The following is a 21,937-nucleotide window of genomic DNA, read 5'->3' as shown; positions in this document are numbered from 1 at the left end:
TGCTTTAAGCCATTTTTCGCTTGCACTAAGGTCACTCTCATTCATAACTCGTTCAACTCTTCGTTGCGCGGGTCCAGTTCAGAGAAGTCGGTTAGCGTGTCACAATTAAGGCAGTGGTACATCTGTGACACATCTTGAAAATTCATGCCGCATAAACATCCGCAAAAGGGGCAGCATTCGTTGATTTCAAGGTCACCCCATTCCCATACGCCAAGATACTCCGGCACTGCATCACGGTCATATCCAACGATCTGGAAGGCATCAGCATTTTTGGCGACGAATCCGTTGAGACTAGCGCGTATGAGCATGGGTAAGATATCTGCAGGCTCGATATTGAACCATTCACCACGTACATGTGACGATTTAAAATTTTGGTGAAGCTCACGCTCAAGCTGAAAGGCGTTGGCTGCCTCGATCCAACCTAGCAGTTTCAGATCGGTAGAATTGCCTGTCTGAAGGTTGCGCTTGCGTTGCTCGATATTCTTAGCCACCCCAATCTTGATGGTAGAGCAACCATTTTCATCTTCGCCAATGAAATAGACTGGCACCTTGTTTTCTCCTTGGATTTCAAGCGAGTTGGTCGAGTAGCTTCTCGACCATTTCCTTGTTCGAATACGCGACAATGTCGAGCGAACGGTTTTCTTGCCGCATCAGGGCGATTAGCATACAGGCCGTAAACGCCCAGAATGATGAGTCGGGTGCCAGAGTGTAGCCGTGTATCATCGCTGTCAGACGTTGGGCAATTGGTGGGTACTGGCGATTACCCCAGTGTGCATGGCTCGGCGTCATCGCATGAATAATGACGGCGGCGAGAACGGTGCCCATCGCCCGCTTTTGCTGAGCTTGGGTGAAATCGTGTTCGTGCTTTGTCGCATAGTTGGCGACTCCACTCGTCATGAAGGTTCGGGCATAAGCATCGCACGCGATCTCCTCTTCCGGTAGCGTGGATGGCGCACTTTCATCCGCGCAGAACATGACGTGCTGAAATTCATGTAGCAGCGCGAATGCAAGTGCTAGTGCTACTAGGTCAAAGGCTGCCATGTGCTGGATGTTTTGCAGCCCGTTTCGGTCGGCGCTCGGCTGGGGAATGTCTGCCGGCCAGGAGATATCGGCCGTCTGTTCGGCTTGGATGAGTGCCCGCGCGGCATTGATGCGCTGTTTATAGTCGAATTCATATTGACCGCGTTCTTCATCGATAGAGAGGGCCTGTTCGACTTGTATCCCGCTGGATGTCGCTAAAACCAAGGCCGGCGCGTATACCTCGATGGCATGCCACGAACTGAAGCCGAGTAGCCAGAAGAAGTCGATCGTCTTCATGTCAAACTGGATGCGTTTCGCATCGGCGTTCATCGTCACGCCTTTGCTGCTTGGCGCTACCTCGATGGCATGGCCATATTGGCTCCAAAGTCTACTGATTTCATCAGCTCGCTCTGGTACGGCTCCGCGCAGGAGGTGAAGGATGATCGTCCGTTCAGATGTCTCATTCGTCATGCTGATTGTTTCTTCTGTGGCTCTAGGGCAGTGTGAATAATGGGGTCCAAGGAAGTTCGCTTTGGTCGCGCGTGTAGATCATGGCTTTGAGTTGATAGTTTCATCCATTTTCTTTGAGATGCTGAACTTGTAATTTTCGTATCTATGGCGGCTTAATTTATCGGAAGATCGGAACACCGCTTTCACGTTCTGGAAAATGTGAATCGATCAGATCGATCAGGTCAGCCCAAGGCTCTACTTGATCTACTTTGATAAAATTCGCTCATTTCGACTTTTATTGCGCTTGTCGATTTACTCAGCATCTGTAAAGGTATTTAACACAACAATCGTCCAAGGCTTGAAGCTAGGTGTATTGCTGATACAGGAGGTTGGTCGTTGGATTTTCATGGTTTAATTTCAAAAAAGCGTAAAAAACTTGCCTTTGCATAGCATAATTATCTCCGTAAAGTTCCCTTTTCCTGATTTTACTGAGTTGCGTACTTCCTTAACTATTTCATCGATTATGTATTCCTCGCCTTGGTAGGTGTATTCGCTTGGCACTACTACTATTAAGGTGCGATTGTCTTGATAGTTTTTTTTGTGTTTGTCTTCAATGGCTTTTGTAATTCTGGCGGCAAGAGTATCGGTTTCCCTCTTCAGGTAAGCCATTGTCTTCAGTGGAAATGTACCGTCGCTTGTCTGGCTAGCTAGTGAGTGTAGAAGGTAGTCGTTTTTCGGGCAGCCCAGGGTGATCTCTAATATGGTTTCTTCGTTGCTTTCAGTGTTGGTGATTTTGGCATCAAAGTTCTCCTTTTCTGTGCCAAGTGTAAGTGTTGCATGGTCCGGTATCGATTTTTTTATCAAATAGTAATTAATGGGCAAGAATTCTTCTCTTAGATACTTGTTTGCACGGTATTTGTTTGAGAAAAATCCATCTGGAGCATGAAAATAGCTAAGATCGCCTACTGAATGTATAGATAGATGTTCTTGAATTAATTTCTTAAATTCGGCTGCGGACATCGATTTTTTGAATGGCTCAAGGTCGATATCGTTTTTTTGGTATGATTTTTCGCTTGGTGGTTTGTATGAGGTTTCTAATGAAATGTGGGCATTAGTAACCAGACCGATGTAGTGCATTGCCAGGTCGGGATGTGGTGAAAAACTTTTGTTGTGATTGTTTGTTACCTTCCTCCTTTTTAGTTTGGTGAATAGGCCTGTAATTTCTATTATTCCGTCTAATAGGGTATTGGTCAATTCCTCTCTTTTTTCGCGGTTCGCTGCAAAAAAGCTGAAGCCCCATAGGAATGCTGCCTCAATGAGGATGACCTCGTGCTCATATACATACACCTTTGCGCCATGCGCTTTCTCAAAATCTTCGAGAAAATCATTTATCAGGTTGTTGAACTGCCTGTATTCTTTCCACCCTAGCTCGCAGTAGGGCGGGCCTTGATTGAAAAATATGAAAGAGTGTGATTGTTGTTCTTCTTTTTTGAGTAATTCGTTGTTATCGAACATCTTTGCTGTCCTTGCGTTAATCGGATTTTCTAAGCCGGCCGGTTTTTCATTGTCATTTGTCAGATGTCCTTCAGCGTTGCTGCTGAAGCGATCTGATCGACTTGCGTGCTCACAAGACACGTCCCTTCATGCGTCGAAACCTTTCGAGAGGCACCATCTCCAGGGCCTTCGGTACCCACAGCATGATCTGCTCCCGATGTTTCGAGTAAGTACGCGTTGGTCACTTCACGAGCCTCTCAGACACACACCTTACCTTGCCATTACCGCATCGGCCATGATCCTTGGCTATCTCCAACTCATCGTAAAGGCAACTGTTATAGAGCGGGGGAATATTCGAGCAAGGAGTGGGTTGTGAGTCGCCCCGACACGCGGAGGCCTGACATTTTTAGAGGGCTGAGCTATGAGCAAGCCAAACGAGTTTTCGCCCGAGGTGCGCGGGCACCACGGTAATGGTGGTCCATGAGCATCCGAAGGCCATAGAACCTACGATTGCTGAGTGCCGCAGACCTTGAACGAGTGTGTCGAGCGCGCTGGAGTCGATGCGGTTGTTCTTGAGGGCGTGATGAGTTGTGAAGCTCAGCGGATGAAGGAGGTGGAGCGCGAGGCCTAGCTGCGCCGAGCCAGTGAGTACTTAAGATGGCAAGCATGTTTTTTGCCCAGGCGGAGTTCGACTGTGGCCTGACGACGTGAAGTCCTTCATCCACCATCATCACAATGGCTAAAGGGGCGAGGCGACGTATCGAAGGTATGTGGCATGGCCCATTGTCGGCTGGCGAGTCGCCTCGGTTAGCGCCGTGCAGATTTCCAGCGATTGACTAAGAAACTTTGACGCTTTTACAGGCAACAGATGCGCTTTGATCAAGAGGTGGGGGGGGGGTACGACAAGTTGTCTCCTGTATCCTTGTGATGTGATCGATGATGTTGTCCGTAGAGTTGTCGTCCCTCAAAGCTCGCAATTGTCCGCGCCAAGGCAAGCCTTTTTCGGATGACGGTAAAAGCGGCGGTAGAGACCTATGTCGATCACAGCCAAGTCTTTTTACCATGCGGGTCTGCGTGACCTGTTGATGATCGAGTGGGAGTGATCCTCTGCATCTGGCATAGCTAGACGGTTCGTCGTAGGAACAAAAAAAGTCCGCATTTAAGCGGGCTTTTTTCTTTCAGGCTAAAGCGACAAAGTAACCAAGCCCGATCACTCCTCCTGACCCTCTGCCCAAATCTCCCCACTTTCCAGTTCATGCAACTGTTTTTTGCGTTGATTTGAATCGTCTGTAGCAGGCAATGTCATACTCACTAGCAGCGGCCACTGCGGGTAAAACCTATAGTTAGGCGTAGACACCCGAGTCCCCGCTGCATAGTTAACCCCACCAAACTGAGTCTCTTGAGCCAAGTCAGCATGCGATAGATAAAGCAGCGCTTTCTTGTCATCGACGGCAAAGTAAGCGCGTTCCAAAGGCAAACCCCACGCATTAATCTGCAAACCATCATCTTCAACACGTACCATCCAACGATCTTGGTCTCGCTCTCCGTTGACGTAGAGTGTCCCCTCGGGTCTGGATTGCACCAACGTACCTGCAGGTAAATTCAGAACAAAATCCGGCGCTGTACTCCTATTGGAAGCGGCAGCCAACGGGCTCCAACCGGTGATCTGGTTTCCTTCGGCTAAAAAGCAGCTCACGAACCTAAAGCCGCTCTCAGACATATGGTCTTGTTCCAGTTCCAGCAGTTTGCTGCCATCGCACTGCCAGCCTTCTAGCTCAGTATCATGTGCCAGATGCAGTCTCCAACTGGAGTCCTGTAGGTCAGGGCGGGGGCGCTCGAAAGACAGCACGGGGGCGTTGCCTACCAGCACAGGCTCTGGAAAACGGGCCCAAGAGACGCTGTCTGGGTCGCCCCAAACGTCCAGTTCTAATTCCGTTCCTGTAGGCATGTCTATGCCCGCGTAGCGGCCTGGTTCTTTTAAAACATGTTGTCGACTACGGATTTCTTCTTGATAGCTTTTTTTGTATTGATAGAGATCCCATTGAAACGAACCGTAGTAGCCAGCCAGTGCTAGCAAGAGTACTAAAAACAGTATTCGTGGCCATGGTCTGTTTTTAAAGTTAGCGCGGCGCTTGGGTTGTACTACGAGCAAAATAGCCCAGATCAGCACAACAGCCACCGCCAACTGGCCTAGCGTCAGAAGCAGTAAGAGAACGACAGGGAATGGGGCGAAAGGAATCATAAGAGATCAACACAACATAATGACGCGTAATAAAAGACCGTCGAAAGCACACACGCCAGTCTATTTCTTTTGTTGAGCTACTGTGAGCAGCAGAGGGGCTTACAACAGGGTTTTACCAAGATAGTGCTTAGTATAGTCACAAACGGCTATCAGCCTAGTTAGGCTGCGGCAGGGACTTCAATGTAATGCTGTGTTTGATCATAAAAAAGAGACTGAGATACCAGACTGATTTGAGGTTGGACTGGCTATCTGTATTCCTCATGGCGATGAGTGAGCAACTAGCCCGAGGCACCAATCTACAACGATAAAAGGCTAATATTTCATTTCTTTATATACAAATGAGAATTATTGTTATTATTGAGAGTTGCTGCAATTTGGTCTTTTTGTATTTGCCATGTCTCGCTCATCTATGCCCAAAAAGAATTGGCTCGCTCACTACAGCGAGTTGGTGGGCTCATGGGCTCGCAAATGGAATAACCGGCAGGATGCCGAAGATGCGCTGCAAGATGTTGCGTTGAAGATGTTGGAGCAGGACACGGCGGTATTACGGGATTATGAGCCGTATTATTTTCAGCGTGCCGCCTCAAATAGTGCCATTAGTATTTATCGCTCCGAACAGGTGCGACAAACACAGTCGCAGGATGCCTTACCAGAGGAAAGCCATCCGATGGAACCAAGTTCCCATGAGCTGTATGAGGCCGATGAAACTGCCCGCATTATGTTGCGGCAGATGGCCATGGCCTCGGTAGAGGCCATGAGGTCGGAGGACGCCGAGACAGGATGCATTGTTCCTCTCTAGTTTGAACGTGGTGTTTTTGATGGTTCAGCAGATCGATGAGCGACCAAGACGCTGATTTATAAGGTGTTTTTTGTGTAGTTTATAATTGAGTGGGAGTAGGGCTGTTTTCTACCTGATTGATTTTATTAGGTAACAATAAATGCCATTGACGCGTAAGGGGAACAGTTCCTCGACAGCAAGAAAGGCCACATCCTGCAGTCCGTCACGGGTGATAGTTGCTTTTCTGCTCACTGTCTTTCTCGCTTGACGCCTTTATTTATGCCTCATTAAAATGCGATCGTATTTACATTACAAGTAGCATCAAAATCATAGGTGCGATCGTGTCTTTAGGCCAACCAAATCCCAAGCGATGGCTGATCCTGCTGGCAGTAATGCTGGCATTTTTGCCGGTCGTCCTCGACATGACCATCCTGCATGTCGCAGTTCCGACGCTCACTCAAGCGCTGGGAGCGTCCAACAATCAAGTGCTGTGGATCATCGATATCTATCCGCTGTTAATGGCGGGTTTGCTTGTTCCCATGGGCACTTTGGCCGATAAGGTTGGTAACCGACGTATTTTGCTGATTGGCTTGCTAGTCTTCGGGGCTGCCTCAGCCCTAGCGGCCTTTGCGCCTACTGCGCAGATATTGATTAGCGCACGCGTTCTGCTGGCAGTTGGGGGATCAATGATCATGCCCTGCGTGCTGGGCATCATCAGACGTGCTTTCGAGGACGATAAGGAGCGCGGACTTGCGCTGGGCCTATGGGGGACAGTAAGTTCTGCTGGTGCGGCAGTTGGCCCGCTGGCGGGAGGTGCACTGCTGGAACATTTCTGGTGGGGTTCTGTATTCCTGATCAACGTGCCGGTTATGTTCGTCGTGGCTCCCGTCTGCTGGTTGCTGCTGCCGCGTCACGAGCAGACTACGCCCGGCCATTGGGCGATTGGCCAGGCCTTGTTGCTGGTAGTAGGCATGATTGCGGTGGTGTATGCGACCAAAGCTGGTTTTGGTGGTAAACAACCGCTTATTGTTGTGTTGCTGATGCTGGCCTTCGGCGTGGCAATGCTGGTCCTGTTTGTTCGTAAGCAGTTACGCGCATCCGTGCCAATGCTGGATCTATCCTTGTTTGGGCACCCTGCCATCGTCGCTGGTATTATCATGGCAGTAGTCGCCAGTGGAGCACTGGCGGGGGTCGAGCTGACGCTGGCGCAGGAACTGCAGTATGTCCTGGACAAAACACCGCTTCAAGCTGGGATATTCATGATCCCCATCATGGCTGCAGCGGCAGTGGGCGGTCCGATTGCAGGTTGGCTATCTGCCCGGTATGGGCTGCGGTCGGTGGCTAGCCTGTCATTGTTAGTTGCAGCTCTATCGCTGGGCTGGCTTGCCGTCGAGGATTTACATACCCCGGGTCTGATCGTGCCGGTACTTCTGGCATTGCTGGGTTTGGCCCTCAGTATTGGCCTGACTGCATCATCAATCGCCATTATGGGCTCGGTCGACGCAAGCAAGGGCGGCGCAGCAGGCTCGCTGGAAGCGACAGGGTATGAACTGGGCACTGGTCTAGGGATAACCCTTTTCGGTGTGTTCATGTCGGTCGTTTTCGGGCGTAACCTCACCGCACCTGTTGGGTTACCCCCTGATGTCGCCGATCGAGCTGCCGTCTCGATGGGCGATACTTATCTGGCGGCGAGTCAGCTTGCCGACGATCAGGCTGTCGCATTGATCGCTGCGGGCAAGGCGGCTTTTTCGACCACACATTCAGTGCTACTCCTGACAACTGCCGCATTGATTGCTGGTCTGGCCGTTCTGGTGTTTTTCTTGCTGGCAGCAATGCGCAAAGACACGGCTCCGCAGTAGCACATGCAGAGATCGTGCATGACTTGGACAGCGATAGTGCGTGACTGGCGGCAGTGAGCCTTTTTCGTGCTTTGGGAGGTGATTGGCAGCCTGAGCCGTCACACAGGGCGGCTCAGACAGAAGGTACTCAGATTCTAGTCAATGCGTAATTTTTATATGAAATTTTATTTAAATGATTTCATATACAAATATAGATTGCCTATGGTTGGCTTTTATCTCACGACTTTCAATATAAGTTCAGGTGCCATTTGCATTCTAACGCTATCTAGTGATGGCATGATTTTGTTTGGGTGACTTGAAGCGTCAATGTATTCAGGTTTGTATAGAATTTCTATTAGTTCTTCATAAACCAATTTATTGATTTCATCACTCACATTATCTAGACCTCCGCGACTTTCAGCATTGACGAAATTTCGCTTTATGTCCATTTTCGATCTGCCGTAGTAGTATCTGGACGCTCTAAAACTCGTTGATAAACTGGCGCGGTAAGCTTTTAACTCAATGCCATAGGCGGTGGAGTAAAGTAAATCGACGCGGGTGTATAAATCTTTAGATGTTTCATCAAATATAGATTGATAGGTGTCGACGTTTTGTTGGCAAGCCTGCGTGAATAATTTGTGTGTCTTCGCATCGGCTGACATGCCTGTTTCAATCATGATGGTATAAACATCCTGTTGAACATAGGAGCTGTCTTCTGGGGTGATTTCCCAGTATATTTCTTCTTTGTTCTTACCCTTGGCTTTAAGTTGATAAGCTTTTGATATGGCATTGCCTATCTCGGAGCAAGTTATTGGCTTACCGTATTGTCTATAGTCAGCAGCGTCAAATGGTGAGCTTTCTGGTGTACTCGATAGGCCCAGAAGATCGGTAAAGTCTGCGGTAGCACATCCAGTTATGGCAATAGGTAATATCAACAGCAGTATTTTTGGTTTGAGTTTTTTAAGCATATTTTTAATAATCGCTAAATTTTTAATGAGTATTTACTATTTAGTACATTCTATATGTGCAAGCTAAGACAGCAATTTTGCAATCTGATTCTACGCCGCTACGAACTCTAGATCTGCGTCTATCATTTCTAGATTCATTTAAGCCTATCTCGTTAATTTTTGTTCTGCATTCACCTAATGCATGGGCTGTTAGATCCCTCTCGTAGGAGCCATAGAATCTCAAGCTGAAATTGTGTTTTTCGGAAAAAACAATTGCACCGCAAGCGTTGTTAAATGTGAGATATGTGCAACTAGGGCAATCTTTTTGCAGAACTTCTTTAGCCTGATACTCTGTTGGATAATCAGTAGCGTAGGATGTTTGTCCTGTGTTCTGATCAAATCCTACAGCACCATAACAATTTGGAGCCCAGCAGGTAGCATGGCTTGGTGTAGCCATAAGAAAAAATAACAAACTACCGAATAATATTTTCGTTAATAATGTTATTTTTTTTATTGAGAGTTTGTTTTTTATATGCATGATTAATTGTTTTTTTGAATTTTTGGTTGAATCTTAAATTGGAATCGATTTTTTGATGAAATGGGGTAATCATACGATTGATGAGATCAACCGTCTACCGCTCTCTGATATCTAAAGATAAAAGTAGTGATTCATCAGTAAGAACTGTAATTTTTGGTATGGGTGGGTGTCGGGTCAAAATTTTTCTGTGAAAAATCGCTAGCTGAGGGAAGTGTAACGCTCATGCTGTTGTGGATTTTGTTAAACTACAGAGCGTCTAGAGTGTAGGGCTCTGTAACAGGCGCACCGAGATTGCCTAGTAACAAGATAGTGGGATCACCAGCGAGTAAATTGATGAGCAGCAACGAAAAAATCTATTCCGGCAAAACTAAAGACTTATTCCTCTTGCCGAACAATAATGTTCTCCTTGTTTTTAAGGATGATGTAACCGGCGAGAACGGTGTGATTGACCCCGGTGCCAACACTGTTATTGGTCAGGTAGAAGGTAAGGGGCGTAAGTCTCTTGCTATGACTGATTTCTTCTTTAAGCGTTTGCACGCTGCTGACATCGCTACACACTTGGTGGACCTTGATCTTGAAAAAGGCACCATGGAAGTGCGTCGTGCGGTACCTTTGGGTAAAGACCTGAACGGTGCCGGCGGCCTAGAGTTCGTATGCCGTACTAGACCATGGGGCAGCTTCATCCGTCGCTACAAACAGTACATTCGCAACACCGAGCAAAAACTAGACTACTTGGTAGAAATCACCGTTAAAGACGATGAGCGCGGTGACCCTCTTATCAACGATGACTCTATCGTAGCGATTGGTTTGGTGAGCACAGAACATCTGGCACAGGCTAAAGACATTACACGTCGCGTATGCCGTATTGTTGAAGCAGACTTGGCTAGCAAAGGCCTAACGCTGATCGACATGAAGATTGAGCTGGGTCTGGTGGATGGCGCAGTTGTCGTGATTGACGAGATTTCTGCCGATGCGATGCGCGTGATGGACGCCGCAGGCAATGTGCTTGAGCACAGCATGGTGCACGAAAAGTTGGTCGGTTAAGTGATCAGCGTAGGTTTATCTAGGCTGCTGTAAATCGATGCCTTAGAATATAAAAAGCCCGCTTTATGCGGGCTTTTTTTTGGTTGTTTTAGGCTGTGTGTGGCTAGCGTAGGGCTAATTGTTTTTCTAACGATGGAATAATCTATATCGTTCAGTCGTCTACTTAGTAAGACTCCCTATGAATTTTACAAGGATAGACATGAAAGCCCTTCCTCTAGTCTCAATACTTTCATTGGCTTTACTTTCTACCGCGTGTTTAGCGAGGGTAGCTCCAGTGGCTGAGGCCCAAGCATCGCAAACGGTCGCTGCTCGCTGGACCTTTGATGGCAATATTCGTAATAACTCACTAGCGATCAGTCCTGACGATCGGCTTGCTGTGGTGTCCAGCAGTGAGCGTCCAGACGTAATCGTGTACGACTTGGTGAATGGTAAGGCGCTGAGTGTATTGGATGGCTTTGTTACCCCGCGCAATATAGTCTTTGCGCCATCAGGTCAAAAATTCTATGTGTCGGACAGCAGCTTGGGTACGGTGATGGAGTTTGATACGACGACGTTGACATCTACGGGTGACCTTGCCGCAGGGGCGGGTGCGTTTGGCACTACCTTGAGCAAAGATGGCAATACGCTTTACGTCAATAATCAGGCGGCTAATACCGTAACTGCCTACGATGTAGCCATGCAGCAGCCGCGAGTGGTGATTACCGGATTTGAACAACCTCGTCAGGGTGTACGTCTTAGTCCAGATGGTACGACGCTCTACGTTACCAACTTCTTAGGCGATAAGATCAGCCTTGTTGATACCGGAACCCATCAGATCGTTGGTGAGATTACAGGTTTCAATAAACTACGTGCTATTTCCGTTACCCCCGATGGCCAGACTATTTTTGCGGCTAATAGTGGCAGCGATTCTGTAGCGATTGTGGATGTAGGTAAGCGGAAAATTTCGACGATAGTGGGCGTAGGCAGGGAGCCGTATGGTGCAGCATTAACGCCTGATGGGCAGTTTGTTTATGTTGGAAACTTGGTAGATAACACTGTTTCCGTAATTTCTGTGGATAGCAAGCAGGTTATTGCCACGATTGATGGTCTTAAAGGTCCACGTCAAGCAATCGTCTTTTCACGTGATGGTAAGTTGGCCTATGTACTGAATGAAGACCTCAGTGTGGCGAAAATTGATCGCAATAGCCAGCGTGTTACCGAGACATTTTCTGCTCCAATAGGAGCGAATGGGTAGTGGGCTATGTGCTCTATAGCTCTGTAGCAGGGCAGTAGGTTTATGCTCGGTGGTGCTAAGGCTGTCCCTTGTTATTGGCAGTCTTAGCTTCTACTTCCGCAGGTAAAAACTCTGTAGCAGGCGTCCCGTTGGCATTGTGCTGCAAAATCCGCGCTGGACGACCTTGCTCGTCCAGCCAAATTTGACCTATACCCGATCCATTCCATACCCGTTCCCCTCGCTTACGTTGATCGGGTAGCCTAGGGGTGATGCTTAAGTCTCGGCGTTGGGTAAACCAGTTTAACGGCGAGCGTGGCGAGTAGAGCCAACGGTTGAGTCTATCCAGCCAGTCTAAGAGCCTGCGTGGAAATTCATTTTTGATGCCACTGCTGGTGATCTGCCAAATATGTGGCATTTCTTTGCTGTGGCGTACTTTGACGTCATAGGCAAAGGAGTAGTGCACATCGCCAGACAAAATCACATAGTTGCCGGGGGTGCGCGAATGCCTGAAAATATTCAGCATTGTATTGGCGGCTCCAGGGTGGGCCATCCAGTTCTCGGCATCAACGGTTAGAGCAAAGCCAGCATGTGTACAAATGCTTTGTATGACCTCGATCAGCTTGACGCCAAACATAGGGGTGGGCGACACAATAATGGCTGAGCGCTCATCCAGCAGTTCGTGTTGCAACTCAATTAGCGACTCCCAATCCATTAAACCCGATGGTCTATTGGGCAAACTGCGCCTGTGCCAGCGTCGTGTGCGGGTGTCCAGCACAATGAGCGTGGGCTGAGTGCGTAGTACATAATCCCATTGTTGAAATGCCAGCAGTTGCGTAATGATGGCGTCTTGGGTTTGAGGCGCTAATCTATGATACTCATCCGTGGTCGATGTCCAACTAGCAATATCATCTAGCACTTCCTGAAAGACGTCGGGCCTATTGCCCCAGCCTTGGCACAGCAGATAGGCGACCAATGTATTGCCCACTATACGTCGCGAAAAAGGATGACCATAAGCGGTGCTTTCCCACTTGGCGGACAGGTTCCAGTCGTCAGTAACGTCGTGGTCATCAAAGATCATTAACGTCTGTAGATGCGCTAAGGTACGTGCAGCGTGAGGAAGCTCTTGTCTAAAACCCTCCATGGCTTGTACCTCTTTCTGCCACCGGTTTTGATGTTTTGGGTTGAATGACGGCGCTTGCACGTCGGGGATGATTCGCCATGGTATAGGCGACCATACCAGTAAGTACATGGCGAGTACTTCAGCTAGTGTGACAAGGTGGTTATGTGCACTGTTGGTAGTGAAGATGGGTTTTTCTACGCCGCCAAAAAAGCGTTCGCGCAGGTCTTCGTTAGATTTAAAGGCAGGCAGTAGATCCGCTCGTTGGTAGTAGCTAGCAGGGTGGCTGTACAGGGCATCACTGTCTGATACAACGGCGCCCTCTAAGTATTCACCAAACAATCCTAAGCGCTCAATCAACGCATGTATGGTTGCCAGCATGGGGCCAGCTACATCATCGGCATAGACTTGATCGCCGCACAGCATCAACAAGGCAGGTCTGGCTTGTGCGTCGGTAATGTGTGGGGCTAAGACGCTATCTGCGTGGGCCAGGCCATCTTTAGACGCATGGTGTGGCTTGCGGCAGGAGCCAAACATAATGTTGTCGGTACGGGTAGACAACACCATGCTGGGCAGTTGCTCACCGTCGTGCAGTAGGTGGGGGGACCAGTCTGCTATGCCTTGTTCCTGACCATCGGCCGTACAGGTGAGAAGGTCATAGTAAATCACCGTTTCGCTGGGCAGGGGGCTATCCAACTCCACATCGATCAAATGTATGTGGGCGCGCAGGCCTATAGGCACAATACGGCAGCGTGTGGAGTCCAGATTAAGACGCTGTGAGGCCGCACCAGCAGGCTCTAGCAGAAGACTTAGCGATAAAGGCTCACTGCCTATTAGCCATAACACCAAACGCTGTGGTTCTAGGCGACGCAGTATTGGGCCGGCCAATACCGGAGGTAAATCTAATGAAGGTATAAGTAGAGTCAACGGTATTGCTGCAAGGATAAAAACAGACTCTATTAAGACTGCCTAGCCTACATAAAGTTGCAGGCTAGGCTAATTTTTAGGTGTTTTCTGTGGATGTGTTAGCAGTCAAACAGGTGGCAACTTGTTCGTCTAAATTATCTTCTTGTGCCACTAGCACGGGAATTCCTAGCTTTTTACTTAAGGGAGCTACAAAAAATCCTATAGAAAAAGCGAGCAGCGCGTTATTGACGACAACTACGCAGCCAGCACAGGATTTACGAAAATTACGGTGATTCTCTTTTACCCATTGTCCAAATTCTTCTTGAGCTTTGGCATGTTCCTCATTGGCACCAGGCAGCTCGCGTGTGAGTAGTACAAAGCGTTGGCCTTTAGCGAGTAAGGCCTCCAGTTCTTGTCGCCAGTTAGAGGGGGCGATGTTTGAGAACCAGACGCGTGGGAATTCTTGGGAGCTAATGTGCATAAAAGATGGTCAGTGTTTAGGTGATGTATGGTTTGAGGGTAGATGGGCAGTTTTGTACCATCAATTAATGGGTTTAGGCTAGTTGGAAACAGCGGTTGATGGACCACGTGCTAGCTCTATAAACGCCCGTACATAATCAATAGCGGTATCTGTCTCTCGTGCGCCTAAGTAAATGTGTTTGGCAATACCTTTAGGCCCTAAGCGCACAGGTGCTATAGCGAGTTTTTCTGCATATTCTTCCACTAACCAGCGAGGTAAGGCAGCTACACCGCGCCCGCTTGCTACCATTTGCAGCATGATGTCGGTGGTTTCTATGGTTTTGTGGCGTTTGGGGGTGACGCCAGCGGGCAGTAGAAAATGGTTATAAATGTCTAGGCGATCTACATCTACGGGGTAGGTGATCAGCACTTCTTTGGTGATGTGGTGCGGCTTGACGTAAGTTTCCTTGGCGAGTGCATGCTCTTTAGCGACTACCAGTACTTGTTCGTAGTCGAATACCGGCTCAAAGGTGAGACCGGGCTTGTAGATAGGGTCGGGTGTGACGAGTAAGTCCACCTCATAACCATAGAGCGCCCCGATGCCACTAAATTGAAACTTCTGTTTTACGTCCACATCCACATCGGGCCAAGCGCTGAGGTAGGGTGCCACGATTTTTAGTAGCCATTGGTAGCAGGGGTGGCATTCCATACCTATACGCAAGGAACCTCGTTCGCCTTGTGCGAACTGCTGCAACCTTTCTTCGGCTAAATCCAGCTGCGGTAGCACACGATTGGCGACAGCTAATAGATATTGTCCGGCCTGTGTGAGTTGCAGACTGCGGCCTTCGCGTCGCCAAATTTCAGTGCCTAACTGTTGTTCTAGTTTTCGCATGCTGTGGCTGAGCGCAGACTGCGTAACATGCAGTACGCCTGCGGCGGCGGTTAAGGAGCCCTGCTGTTCTACTTGCTGCACGATAGCTAAATGGATGCGTTCTAGCATGTTATGAAATATTTTCATAGATTGTTGAGATAAAGCCATTTTACTTCATTGGTTGGCTTTCCTACAATGCATGTCATTCCTAGTTCTTGCCTGCTGAGTCAGCGCACGTCCCAGTCATTGTTTTACAAGCAGGGCTGTGATGAGAGAACAGGAGTGGTTTTCGCAGAAAACTTTGGTGTGTTTGCCTAGGGTTTTCTGACTGTACATCACGAAATGAGTACACCTACACGTTCAATGAGAGTAATCACATTAACTCAATCACCGAATAAGCATAAAACCCAATTAGGGTTTGGCTAATAAATTTAGGGTTCAAGAATAAAATGAGTAAAGAGTTTGCCTTTAGTATTAAGAGCCTCAGATTTGATGAAAACTATCATCCTTCTGACAATACGCGCATCACCACCAACTTCGCAAACTTGGCCAGAGGCGAGAGCAGAAAAGAAAATCTGCTTAATACGCTGAAAATGATTAACAACCGTTTCAATGACTTAGCCGATTGGGATAACCCAAATGGTGACCGTTACTCCGTTGAGCTGGATATTATTTCGGTAGATCTGGATGTTGAAGGCAAGGGTTCTGCTTTCCCTGTGATTGAAATACTGAAAACCAGTGTGCTTGATCACAAAACCAATCAACGCATTGAAGGGATTGTGGGGAACAACTTCTCGTCTTACGTACGTGACTACGATTTCAGCGTCGTGCTGCTAGAACACAATAAAAATAAAAATGGCTTCAGCATGCCAGAGGGCTTTGGTGATTTGCACGGGAAACTGTTCCAGTACTTCGTGAACTCTGATACCTATAAAGACAACTTCAGCAAAGCTCCCGTTATTTGCTTAAGCGTATCTAGTAGCAAGACTTACCACCGCACTGAAAACTCTCATCCTATACTGGGTGTGGAGTACCGTCAGGACGAATTTTCTTCTACCGATCAGTACTTCGAGAAGATGGGTTTGAAGGTTAGGTACTTTATGCCTAAAAATAGTGCAGCACCGTTTGCCTTTTATTTCAGTGGCGATTTGCTTAACGATTACACAAATCTTGAGCTTATTAGTACTATCAGTACGATGGAAACTTTCCAGCGGATTTACCGCCCTGAAATTTACAATGCGAACTCCGCAGCAGGGAAGGTTTACCAACCGCGCTTGACGAATCAGGATCACTCCTTCACGCAAATTGTTTACGATAGGGAAGAGCGTAGCCAATTGGCGGTTGAGCAAGGTAAGTTCACTGAAGAAAAATTCATCAAGCCATATAAAGCTATTCTTGAGCAATGGGCGACAGACTACGCTCTTTGATTAACGACAAAAACGACGACACCTATTATGAAAAAACTGTTACCCACGTCTACTGCAGGCAGCCTGCCTAAACCGTCTTGGCTGGCTGAGCCAGAGAAACTGTGGTCCCCTTGGAAACTAGAGGGCGAGGAGCTGGTTGAAGGTAAGCAAGATGCACTGCGGTTGGCTCTAAAAGAACAAGAGCATGCAGGTATAGACATTATTAGTGATGGCGAGCAAACTCGTCAGCACTTTGTGACTACCTTTATTGAGCACTTGGCTGGCGTGGATTTCGAGAAACGTGAAACCGTTAGAATCCGCGATCGTTACGATGCTAGCGTGCCTACCGTGGTAAGTGCTGTATCGCGCACCAAACCGGTGTTTGTTGAAGATGCTAAATTCTTGCGTCAGTTGACCAAACAGCCTATCAAATGGGCGTTGCCTGGTCCTATGACCATGATCGACACGCTTTACGATAACCACTACAAAAGCCGCGAGAAACTGGCATGGGAATTTGCCAAGATTCTGAACCAAGAAGCTAGAGAGCTAGAAGCTGCTGGCGTAGACATCATTCAGTTTGATGAGCCTGCTTTTAACGTGTTCTTTGATGAAGTGAATGACTGGGGTATTGCCACCTTGGAACGCGCCATCGAAGGTCTGAAATGCGAAACAGCCGTGCACATTTGCTATGGCTACGGCATTAAAGCTAATACCGACTGGAAAAAAACACTGGGTTCCGAATGGCGCCAGTACGAAGAGTCTTTCCCTAAATTGCAGCAATCTAAAATTGATATCGTGTCGTTGGAGTGCCAGAACTCGCACGTGCCAATGGATTTGATTGAACTGATTCGCGGCAAGAAAGTGATGGTAGGGGCGATTGATGTGGCCACTAACAACATTGAAACGCCAGAAGACGTTGCCAACACCTTGCGTAAAGCTTTGCAGTTTGTGGATGCTGAAAACCTGTACCCATCCACCAACTGCGGTATGGCTCCACTGCCACGTAATGTAGCGCGCGGCAAAATGCATGCGCTAAGTGCTGGTGCAGAGATTATCCGTAAAGAATTGGCGGGTAAGTAATAGTCGTTATAGGGAAGCCTGCTTATCAATCTCTCCCAAGCAGAGAGTGTAGGAAAGCTAAGGCTTAAAGCCAGAATCCGGTTTGTGCTGGGTTCTGGCTTCTTTGTATTGGTAGAGAGTGGTTTAGCCTCGTAGATAGTGGCATGGTATAAATTTCGTTCTACTACTCATGTGGATACAGCGATGACAACGATCAACAAAAAAATCCTTATTTTTGCAGGACCAAATGGAGCGGGGAAGACCACGTTTGCCCGTGCTTTTTTACCTGTGGAAGCGGGGGTTTTACGTTTTATTAATGCTGATTTAATCGCGGCGGGTTTATCGCCTTTTGCACCTGAGGCGGTGGCAATAAAAGCAGGGCGTTTGATGCTGGATGAGGTGGGGCAGGCGGTAGAGCAAAACCAGAGCTTTGCAATAGAAACCACGTTGTCAGGTCAGGGCTACATCCGTCATATTCCGCAGTGGCGGGCGCAAGGCTATCAGGTCAGTTTATATTTTCTAGGCTTGCCGCAAGCGGATATGGCGGTAGAGCGTGTCGCGCAACGTGTGCGTCAAGGCGGGCACCATATTCCAGAAGCTGTGATACATAGGCGTTTTGAGGCTGGTATTAAAAACCTGATGCAGCAGTATCGTCACCATGTGGATGATTGGGTACTTTATGATAACTCTGTTCATCCACCTAGGCTGGTGGAATGGGGAGAGGCTGGGCGTAACAGTACGCTTAATCTAGCCGCGGCAAGCAACCCAGACTTACCAGCTTCTTTCGTCGCGTTGCAGCGAGCGGCTGAGTCGGCCAAACACATCGCTATACAAACCACGACAGCGATAGTGGTGGTAGAGAATGGCCAGCGAGTCACAGTGTCTGCTAAGCAATTGTTGCAACGTGAGCAGGGCTAAAAAGGCCAAAACACCGGAATAAACACGACGCCCAGCACCCAGAACAGCAGGTTTAGTGGCAAGCCAACCTTAATGAAATCCGTGAATTTATAACCCCCAGCACCATACACCATGGTGTTGGTTTGATAGCCTACGGGCGTAGCAAAACTGGTGGAAGCAGCAAAGGTTACTGCGATAAGGAAGGGGGTAGCATCCACATCCAGCATTTGTGCTGTTGACATGCCGATGGGGGTAAGCAGTACGGCAGCAGCGGCATTACTCATGAACTCGGTGAGTAATAGTGCCATTAAGTACACCACGGCAAGCACAGTTAGAGGTCCGTAGGACTGTACTAAGCCAACGGTGTTTTCTACTAAGAATGCGGCAGCACCGGTTTCACTCATAGCCATCCCTAACGGTAATAAACCCGCCATGAGGATAATAATGCGCCAGTCTATAGAGTCGTAAACTTCATCAGCTTGTAAGCAGCCAGCCAGTGTCATGGCAACAGCACCCAGTAATGAGGTAATGCTAATGGGCACCCAGCCTATAGCTGGAAGGGCGATGACTAGTGCCATGGTCAGTAAGGCAAAGGGCGCACGCCAGCCCATTTTTTTCTCTGCTTCACGTTCAGACAATACGATGAGGTTTTTGTCGGCACGTAAGTCGGATTTTTCAGACTCAGGGATGAGTAACAGCAGTATGTCACCCACTCGTAAACGTACGGTTTTAAGCTGTTCGCGCAGCACTTGTCCGCGTCTATGGATGCCGAGTACGGTCACATTTTTGTACCAGCCTACATGGCCCAAGGCGCTCAGTGTGCCGCCACTAATGTGCGAGCGTGGTGCAATCATCACTTCGGTGAGCACTTGCTCTACTTGTTCAAAGGATTTTTGTTCTAGTTTGAATTGAGGGTCTACTTCTAGACCTGTTTGTTTGCGTAGTTCGTCTAGCTGTGTCCAGTCACCCCGGGCCAGCAAGATGTCGTCTTGTTCTAGTTTTTGCTCACGTGGCCCCCAAACTTTGCGGCCATCGCGTAATAGTTCTAGTACAAACACACCGTATTCTTCCCCCAGTTTGGCGTCGCCAACGGATTGTCCAATTAATGATGAGTCTGGCATGACGCGTAATTCGGTGATGTATTTACCCAGTTCGTATTCTTCCACCAGCTCGCTACCACGAGTGTCCGGTAATAGCCAGCGTCCTATAGTCAGCAGGTACACACAGCCTACGGCCATGCAAATTACCCCCAAAGAGGTGAATTCAAACATACTAAAACCTGGGTGCCCCATGTCGCGGGCAATAGCGTTCACTAATAGGTTGGTTGATGTACCTACCAGCGTACATACCCCCGCCATTTGTGATACATACGAGAGCGGGATAAGGGCTTTAGAGGCCGACATGCCGATGCGTGCGGTAGCAGTCATCACAATGGGAATAAAGACGGCAACTACGGCGGTATTGTTTACGAAAGGGGCAATGACAGCCAAAATCAGAAAGAGAACAAGCAGAAACTGAAAGGGGGATTTAGCTTTACTTAATAAGTCACCAATGCCGGATAGCGCACCACTGTTTTGCAGACCAGCTGCCAGTACAAACATGGCAGCAACGGTAATGGTGGCAGCATTGCTAAACCCCACTACAGCTTGTTCAGGAGAGATCAACCCTAGAATGGCGAGCGTACCTAAGACCAACAAGGCAATAGCATCTATCCTGAGCTTTTCCGTGGCAAATAAAATTATCGCTATGAAAGCTAAACCCAAAACTACCGCAATGTCTGCTGTCATGCTGTGTTGCTCCTGCGTTGTTATTCTTCGCCGAAGGCATGTAGCCTGTCTTTAATAGTAGCGTTAAAAATATCGTCGATCTTCAGGAGTAATATGCAGTAACTTTTAAGCGAGGGTTAGCGAAGAGCTTAGGGCAGGGCAATAAAAAAGGTGGCGCTAAGCCACCTTTTATTTACCTTTCTTCCAATTCTAGATCCAACATTAAGCTACTTAAGCTTTTTCCATGTGCATCTAAGGCTGTAGATCGGGTTACGCCGCCTCGTAGTACACCAGAAATCACAAAATTCAGTGCCTGTAGTTGTGGCAACTCATAGCGTTTGATGCACCACTTTGCTGGTGGGACTTCGGGCATTAAGCCTTGCAGGTGTGCTTGCACACGTTCGGGGCTAAGTTGTTGGCATAGGTAATCGTAGTCGCGAGCAGAGTAAGCGATGACTGATATGTTAGAGGTGTCGCCTTTGTCGCCAGTACGGGAGTGTGCGAGTTGGTGTAGTTTCATTCCACGGTCTCCATGTGTACGGCGTAAGGAATACGGTCTGAAGGCCATAGCAACGAGGCTACAGCGACCACTTGGCGGGTGGATTTGCTCGCGCCACCACCGCCGGCTGGACCGTTGGTGTATAGGGCTTCAACTTCATTGCCCAGTTGTTTGGCGTGGGCGGGGTTGGCACAACGGCCGGCAATGCGTAAGCGTAGCTCTTGTGGCTCTGTTGTGGCAGGTGGTTGTGCATTGCCGTAAAGGGAGCTCATGCCAATCAGGTCGGCGCGTAAGTCGTCTACGTCTAGCCCCAACATGGTGATGCGCTCTAGCACGATGTCTCTAGCGAGCGTGGCGCGTGCCAAGGCGTTAGGGCCACCGTAGGAAATTTGTCCTTCACCTAGGTAGCCGTCTAAGTAGCCTACACTCACTTTAAAGAGGCCAGACTTTTCTTGGCCGCTAGCACCTTCAGCGTGGATTTCATCTACAGCCTGTTCGGTAAAGCGCACGTTAGAAAAATTGGCGATTACATCAGGGGTGAGGTAGCGACTAGGGTCGTGAATTTCGTACAGCAGTTGCTCGATGCAGGTTTGTACGGTGATTTGCCCGCCAGAGCCTTTGACCTTGGTGATGAGCACGTCACCATTGGCTGAGACCTGGGCAATGGGGAAGCCTAGCCTTGCTAAGTTATTCACGTTTTTGATGCCCGGGTCTGCAAAGTAGCCACCGCTGACTTGACCTGCACATTCTAATAAGTGGCCTACCAAGGTACCGGTGCCCAGTTTCTCCCAATCGTTCCATGACCATTTAAATTCAGCGATTAACGGCGCAAGAAAAAGGGCAGGGTCGGCAACACGCCCTGTCAGGATAATGTCTGCGCCAGCCTCTATGGCTTCTACCATACCTGCCGCACCCAAATAGGCGTTGGCAGATACCAGCTTATCTCCCAATTGTGCGGGGGTCTGGCCGTTATCCAGCAGGTCGTTGCTGGTGCGTATTTGATCTAGTACATCGTCGCCTACAACAGCGGCAACTTTTAGGCCATGTAAGCCTAGTGTGTTAGCAATGTGGCTGACGTGTTTGGCCGCAGCAATGGGGTTGGCTGCCCCCATGTTGCTGATAATTCTAAAGCGCCGTTGACCACCAGCATCAAACATTAAAGGCAGCACACTTTGCATGCGCTCAGTCAGCAAAGGGTCGTAGCCTTTGTCTGGATGATGCAGGCGCTCCTGCTGTGCTAAAGCGATGGTGCGTTCCGCCAAGCATTCAAAAATTAAATAATCAATCTGCCCATCGCGGGCCAACTCTACTGCAGGGTCGATGCGGTCACCAGAGTAACCGGCACCTGAACCCAAGCGTAGGTAAGAAGAGTGGGCGTTAGTCATGACAAATA

18 protein-coding genes and 1 pseudogene are annotated in these 21,937 nt (G+C 48.5%); 7 read left to right on the top strand and 12 right to left on the bottom strand.

The genetic code is table 11. The features are described from left to right. Window positions 1–41: 41 nt before the first annotated feature. The 4 genes from AC3QL0_RS09795 to AC3QL0_RS09780 all read right to left on the bottom strand — a co-directional run bounded on the left by AC3QL0_RS09795 (window position 42) and on the right by AC3QL0_RS09780 (window position 5,206). Entirely contained in the window at window positions 42–548 is a 507-nt protein-coding gene (locus AC3QL0_RS09795; RefSeq protein ID WP_493008314.1) for a GIY-YIG nuclease family protein, read from the bottom strand. Window positions 549–567: 19 nt separating this feature from the next. Then, window positions 568–1,491: a phage exclusion protein Lit family protein gene (locus AC3QL0_RS09790; RefSeq protein WP_493008313.1), complete on the bottom strand. Its 924-nt coding sequence runs from the start codon at window positions 1,489–1,491 to the stop codon at window positions 568–570. Window positions 1,492–1,887: 396 nt separating this feature from the next. Further along, on the bottom strand, window positions 1,888–2,985 hold the full coding sequence (locus AC3QL0_RS09785; RefSeq protein ID WP_493008312.1) for a hypothetical protein: 1,098 nt from the start codon (window positions 2,983–2,985) through the stop codon (window positions 1,888–1,890). 1,189 nt (window positions 2,986–4,174) lie between these two features. Next, window positions 4,175–5,206: a hypothetical protein gene (locus AC3QL0_RS09780; protein WP_493008311.1), complete on the bottom strand. Its 1,032-nt coding sequence runs from the start codon at window positions 5,204–5,206 to the stop codon at window positions 4,175–4,177. A gap of 394 nt (window positions 5,207–5,600) precedes the next feature. Between AC3QL0_RS09780 and AC3QL0_RS09775 the strand changes: the two genes are divergently transcribed. Together AC3QL0_RS09775 and AC3QL0_RS09770 are read left to right on the top strand one after the other, a co-directional pair. Further along, window positions 5,601–6,005, top strand: a complete 405-nt coding sequence (locus tag AC3QL0_RS09775; protein WP_493008310.1) for a hypothetical protein — start codon at window positions 5,601–5,603, stop codon at window positions 6,003–6,005. 320 nt (window positions 6,006–6,325) lie between these two features. Beyond that, window positions 6,326–7,843, top strand: a complete 1,518-nt coding sequence (locus AC3QL0_RS09770) for an MFS transporter (protein WP_493008309.1) — start codon at window positions 6,326–6,328, stop codon at window positions 7,841–7,843. Between the two features lie 212 nt (window positions 7,844–8,055). Here AC3QL0_RS09770 and AC3QL0_RS09765 read toward each other — a convergent pair whose 3' ends face one another. Together AC3QL0_RS09765 and AC3QL0_RS09760 are read right to left on the bottom strand one after the other, a co-directional pair. After that, window positions 8,056–8,790 (bottom strand): hypothetical protein, encoded by a 735-nt coding sequence (locus tag AC3QL0_RS09765; protein ID WP_493008308.1) that lies wholly within the window; start codon window positions 8,788–8,790, stop codon window positions 8,056–8,058. A gap of 40 nt (window positions 8,791–8,830) precedes the next feature. Continuing rightward, complete coding sequence (locus tag AC3QL0_RS09760) at window positions 8,831–9,226, bottom strand: DUF4189 domain-containing protein (RefSeq protein ID WP_493010975.1); 396 nt, start codon at window positions 9,224–9,226, stop codon at window positions 8,831–8,833. 414 nt (window positions 9,227–9,640) lie between these two features. On the opposite strand from AC3QL0_RS09760, the gene AC3QL0_RS09755 reads away from it, so the two are divergent. Together AC3QL0_RS09755 and AC3QL0_RS09750 are read left to right on the top strand one after the other, a co-directional pair. Further along, window positions 9,641–10,351: a phosphoribosylaminoimidazolesuccinocarboxamide synthase gene (locus tag AC3QL0_RS09755; RefSeq protein ID WP_493008307.1), complete on the top strand. Its 711-nt coding sequence runs from the start codon at window positions 9,641–9,643 to the stop codon at window positions 10,349–10,351. Between the two features lie 199 nt (window positions 10,352–10,550). Then, window positions 10,551–11,585: a YncE family protein gene (locus tag AC3QL0_RS09750; protein ID WP_493008306.1), complete on the top strand. Its 1,035-nt coding sequence runs from the start codon at window positions 10,551–10,553 to the stop codon at window positions 11,583–11,585. A gap of 55 nt (window positions 11,586–11,640) precedes the next feature. Here the strand turns inward: AC3QL0_RS09750 and AC3QL0_RS09745 are convergent, their stop codons facing one another. The 3 genes from AC3QL0_RS09745 to AC3QL0_RS09735 form a co-directional block, all read right to left on the bottom strand. Beyond that, window positions 11,641–13,608: a metallophosphoesterase family protein gene (locus tag AC3QL0_RS09745; RefSeq protein ID WP_493008305.1), complete on the bottom strand. Its 1,968-nt coding sequence runs from the start codon at window positions 13,606–13,608 to the stop codon at window positions 11,641–11,643. Window positions 13,609–13,684: 76 nt separating this feature from the next. Next, the gene (locus tag AC3QL0_RS09740; protein ID WP_493008304.1) at window positions 13,685–14,068 is read right to left on the bottom strand and encodes a hypothetical protein; all 384 of its coding nucleotides are present in this window, start codon (window positions 14,066–14,068) and stop codon (window positions 13,685–13,687) included. A gap of 78 nt (window positions 14,069–14,146) precedes the next feature. Continuing rightward, a complete protein-coding gene (locus tag AC3QL0_RS09735; protein ID WP_493010974.1) occupies window positions 14,147–15,046 on the bottom strand; it encodes a LysR family transcriptional regulator in 900 nt (299 codons plus the stop codon). Between the two features lie 320 nt (window positions 15,047–15,366). Between AC3QL0_RS09735 and AC3QL0_RS09730 the strand changes: the two genes are divergently transcribed. The 3 genes and pseudogenes from AC3QL0_RS09730 to AC3QL0_RS09720 form a co-directional block, all read left to right on the top strand. Next, on the top strand, window positions 15,367–16,344 hold the full coding sequence (locus AC3QL0_RS09730; RefSeq protein WP_493008303.1) for a DUF1852 domain-containing protein: 978 nt from the start codon (window positions 15,367–15,369) through the stop codon (window positions 16,342–16,344). Window positions 16,345–16,371: 27 nt separating this feature from the next. Beyond that, window positions 16,372–17,403 carry a methionine synthase gene (locus AC3QL0_RS09725; protein WP_493008302.1) on the top strand — a complete coding sequence of 344 codons (1,032 nt, stop codon included), beginning with the start codon at window positions 16,372–16,374 and terminating at the stop codon, window positions 17,401–17,403. A 183-nt stretch (window positions 17,404–17,586) separates the two neighbouring features. After that, a pseudogene (locus AC3QL0_RS09720) lies at window positions 17,587–18,105 on the top strand (ATPase); the annotation flags it as partial. Between the two features lie 191 nt (window positions 18,106–18,296). On the opposite strand, the gene AC3QL0_RS09715 reads toward AC3QL0_RS09720, so the two are convergent. The 3 genes from AC3QL0_RS09715 to AC3QL0_RS09705 all read right to left on the bottom strand — a co-directional run bounded on the left by AC3QL0_RS09715 (window position 18,297) and on the right by AC3QL0_RS09705 (window position 21,929). Then, complete coding sequence (locus AC3QL0_RS09715; protein WP_493008301.1) at window positions 18,297–20,066, bottom strand: SLC13 family permease; 1,770 nt, start codon at window positions 20,064–20,066, stop codon at window positions 18,297–18,299. A 172-nt stretch (window positions 20,067–20,238) separates the two neighbouring features. Then, complete coding sequence (locus AC3QL0_RS09710; protein ID WP_493008300.1) at window positions 20,239–20,565, bottom strand: AtuA-related protein; 327 nt, start codon at window positions 20,563–20,565, stop codon at window positions 20,239–20,241. Then, the gene (locus tag AC3QL0_RS09705; protein ID WP_493008299.1) at window positions 20,562–21,929 is read right to left on the bottom strand and encodes an acyclic terpene utilization AtuA family protein; all 1,368 of its coding nucleotides are present in this window, start codon (window positions 21,927–21,929) and stop codon (window positions 20,562–20,564) included. The genes AC3QL0_RS09710 and AC3QL0_RS09705 overlap by 4 nt, the downstream gene beginning before the upstream one ends. Between the last annotated feature and the right edge of the window lie 8 nt (window positions 21,930–21,937).

Source organism: Paenalcaligenes sp. GW821-LYS-B07-1, from assembly GCF_058803365.1.
The sequence above is the reverse complement of the archived record's forward strand: the minus strand, read 5'-3'. Positions and strand labels throughout refer to the sequence as shown.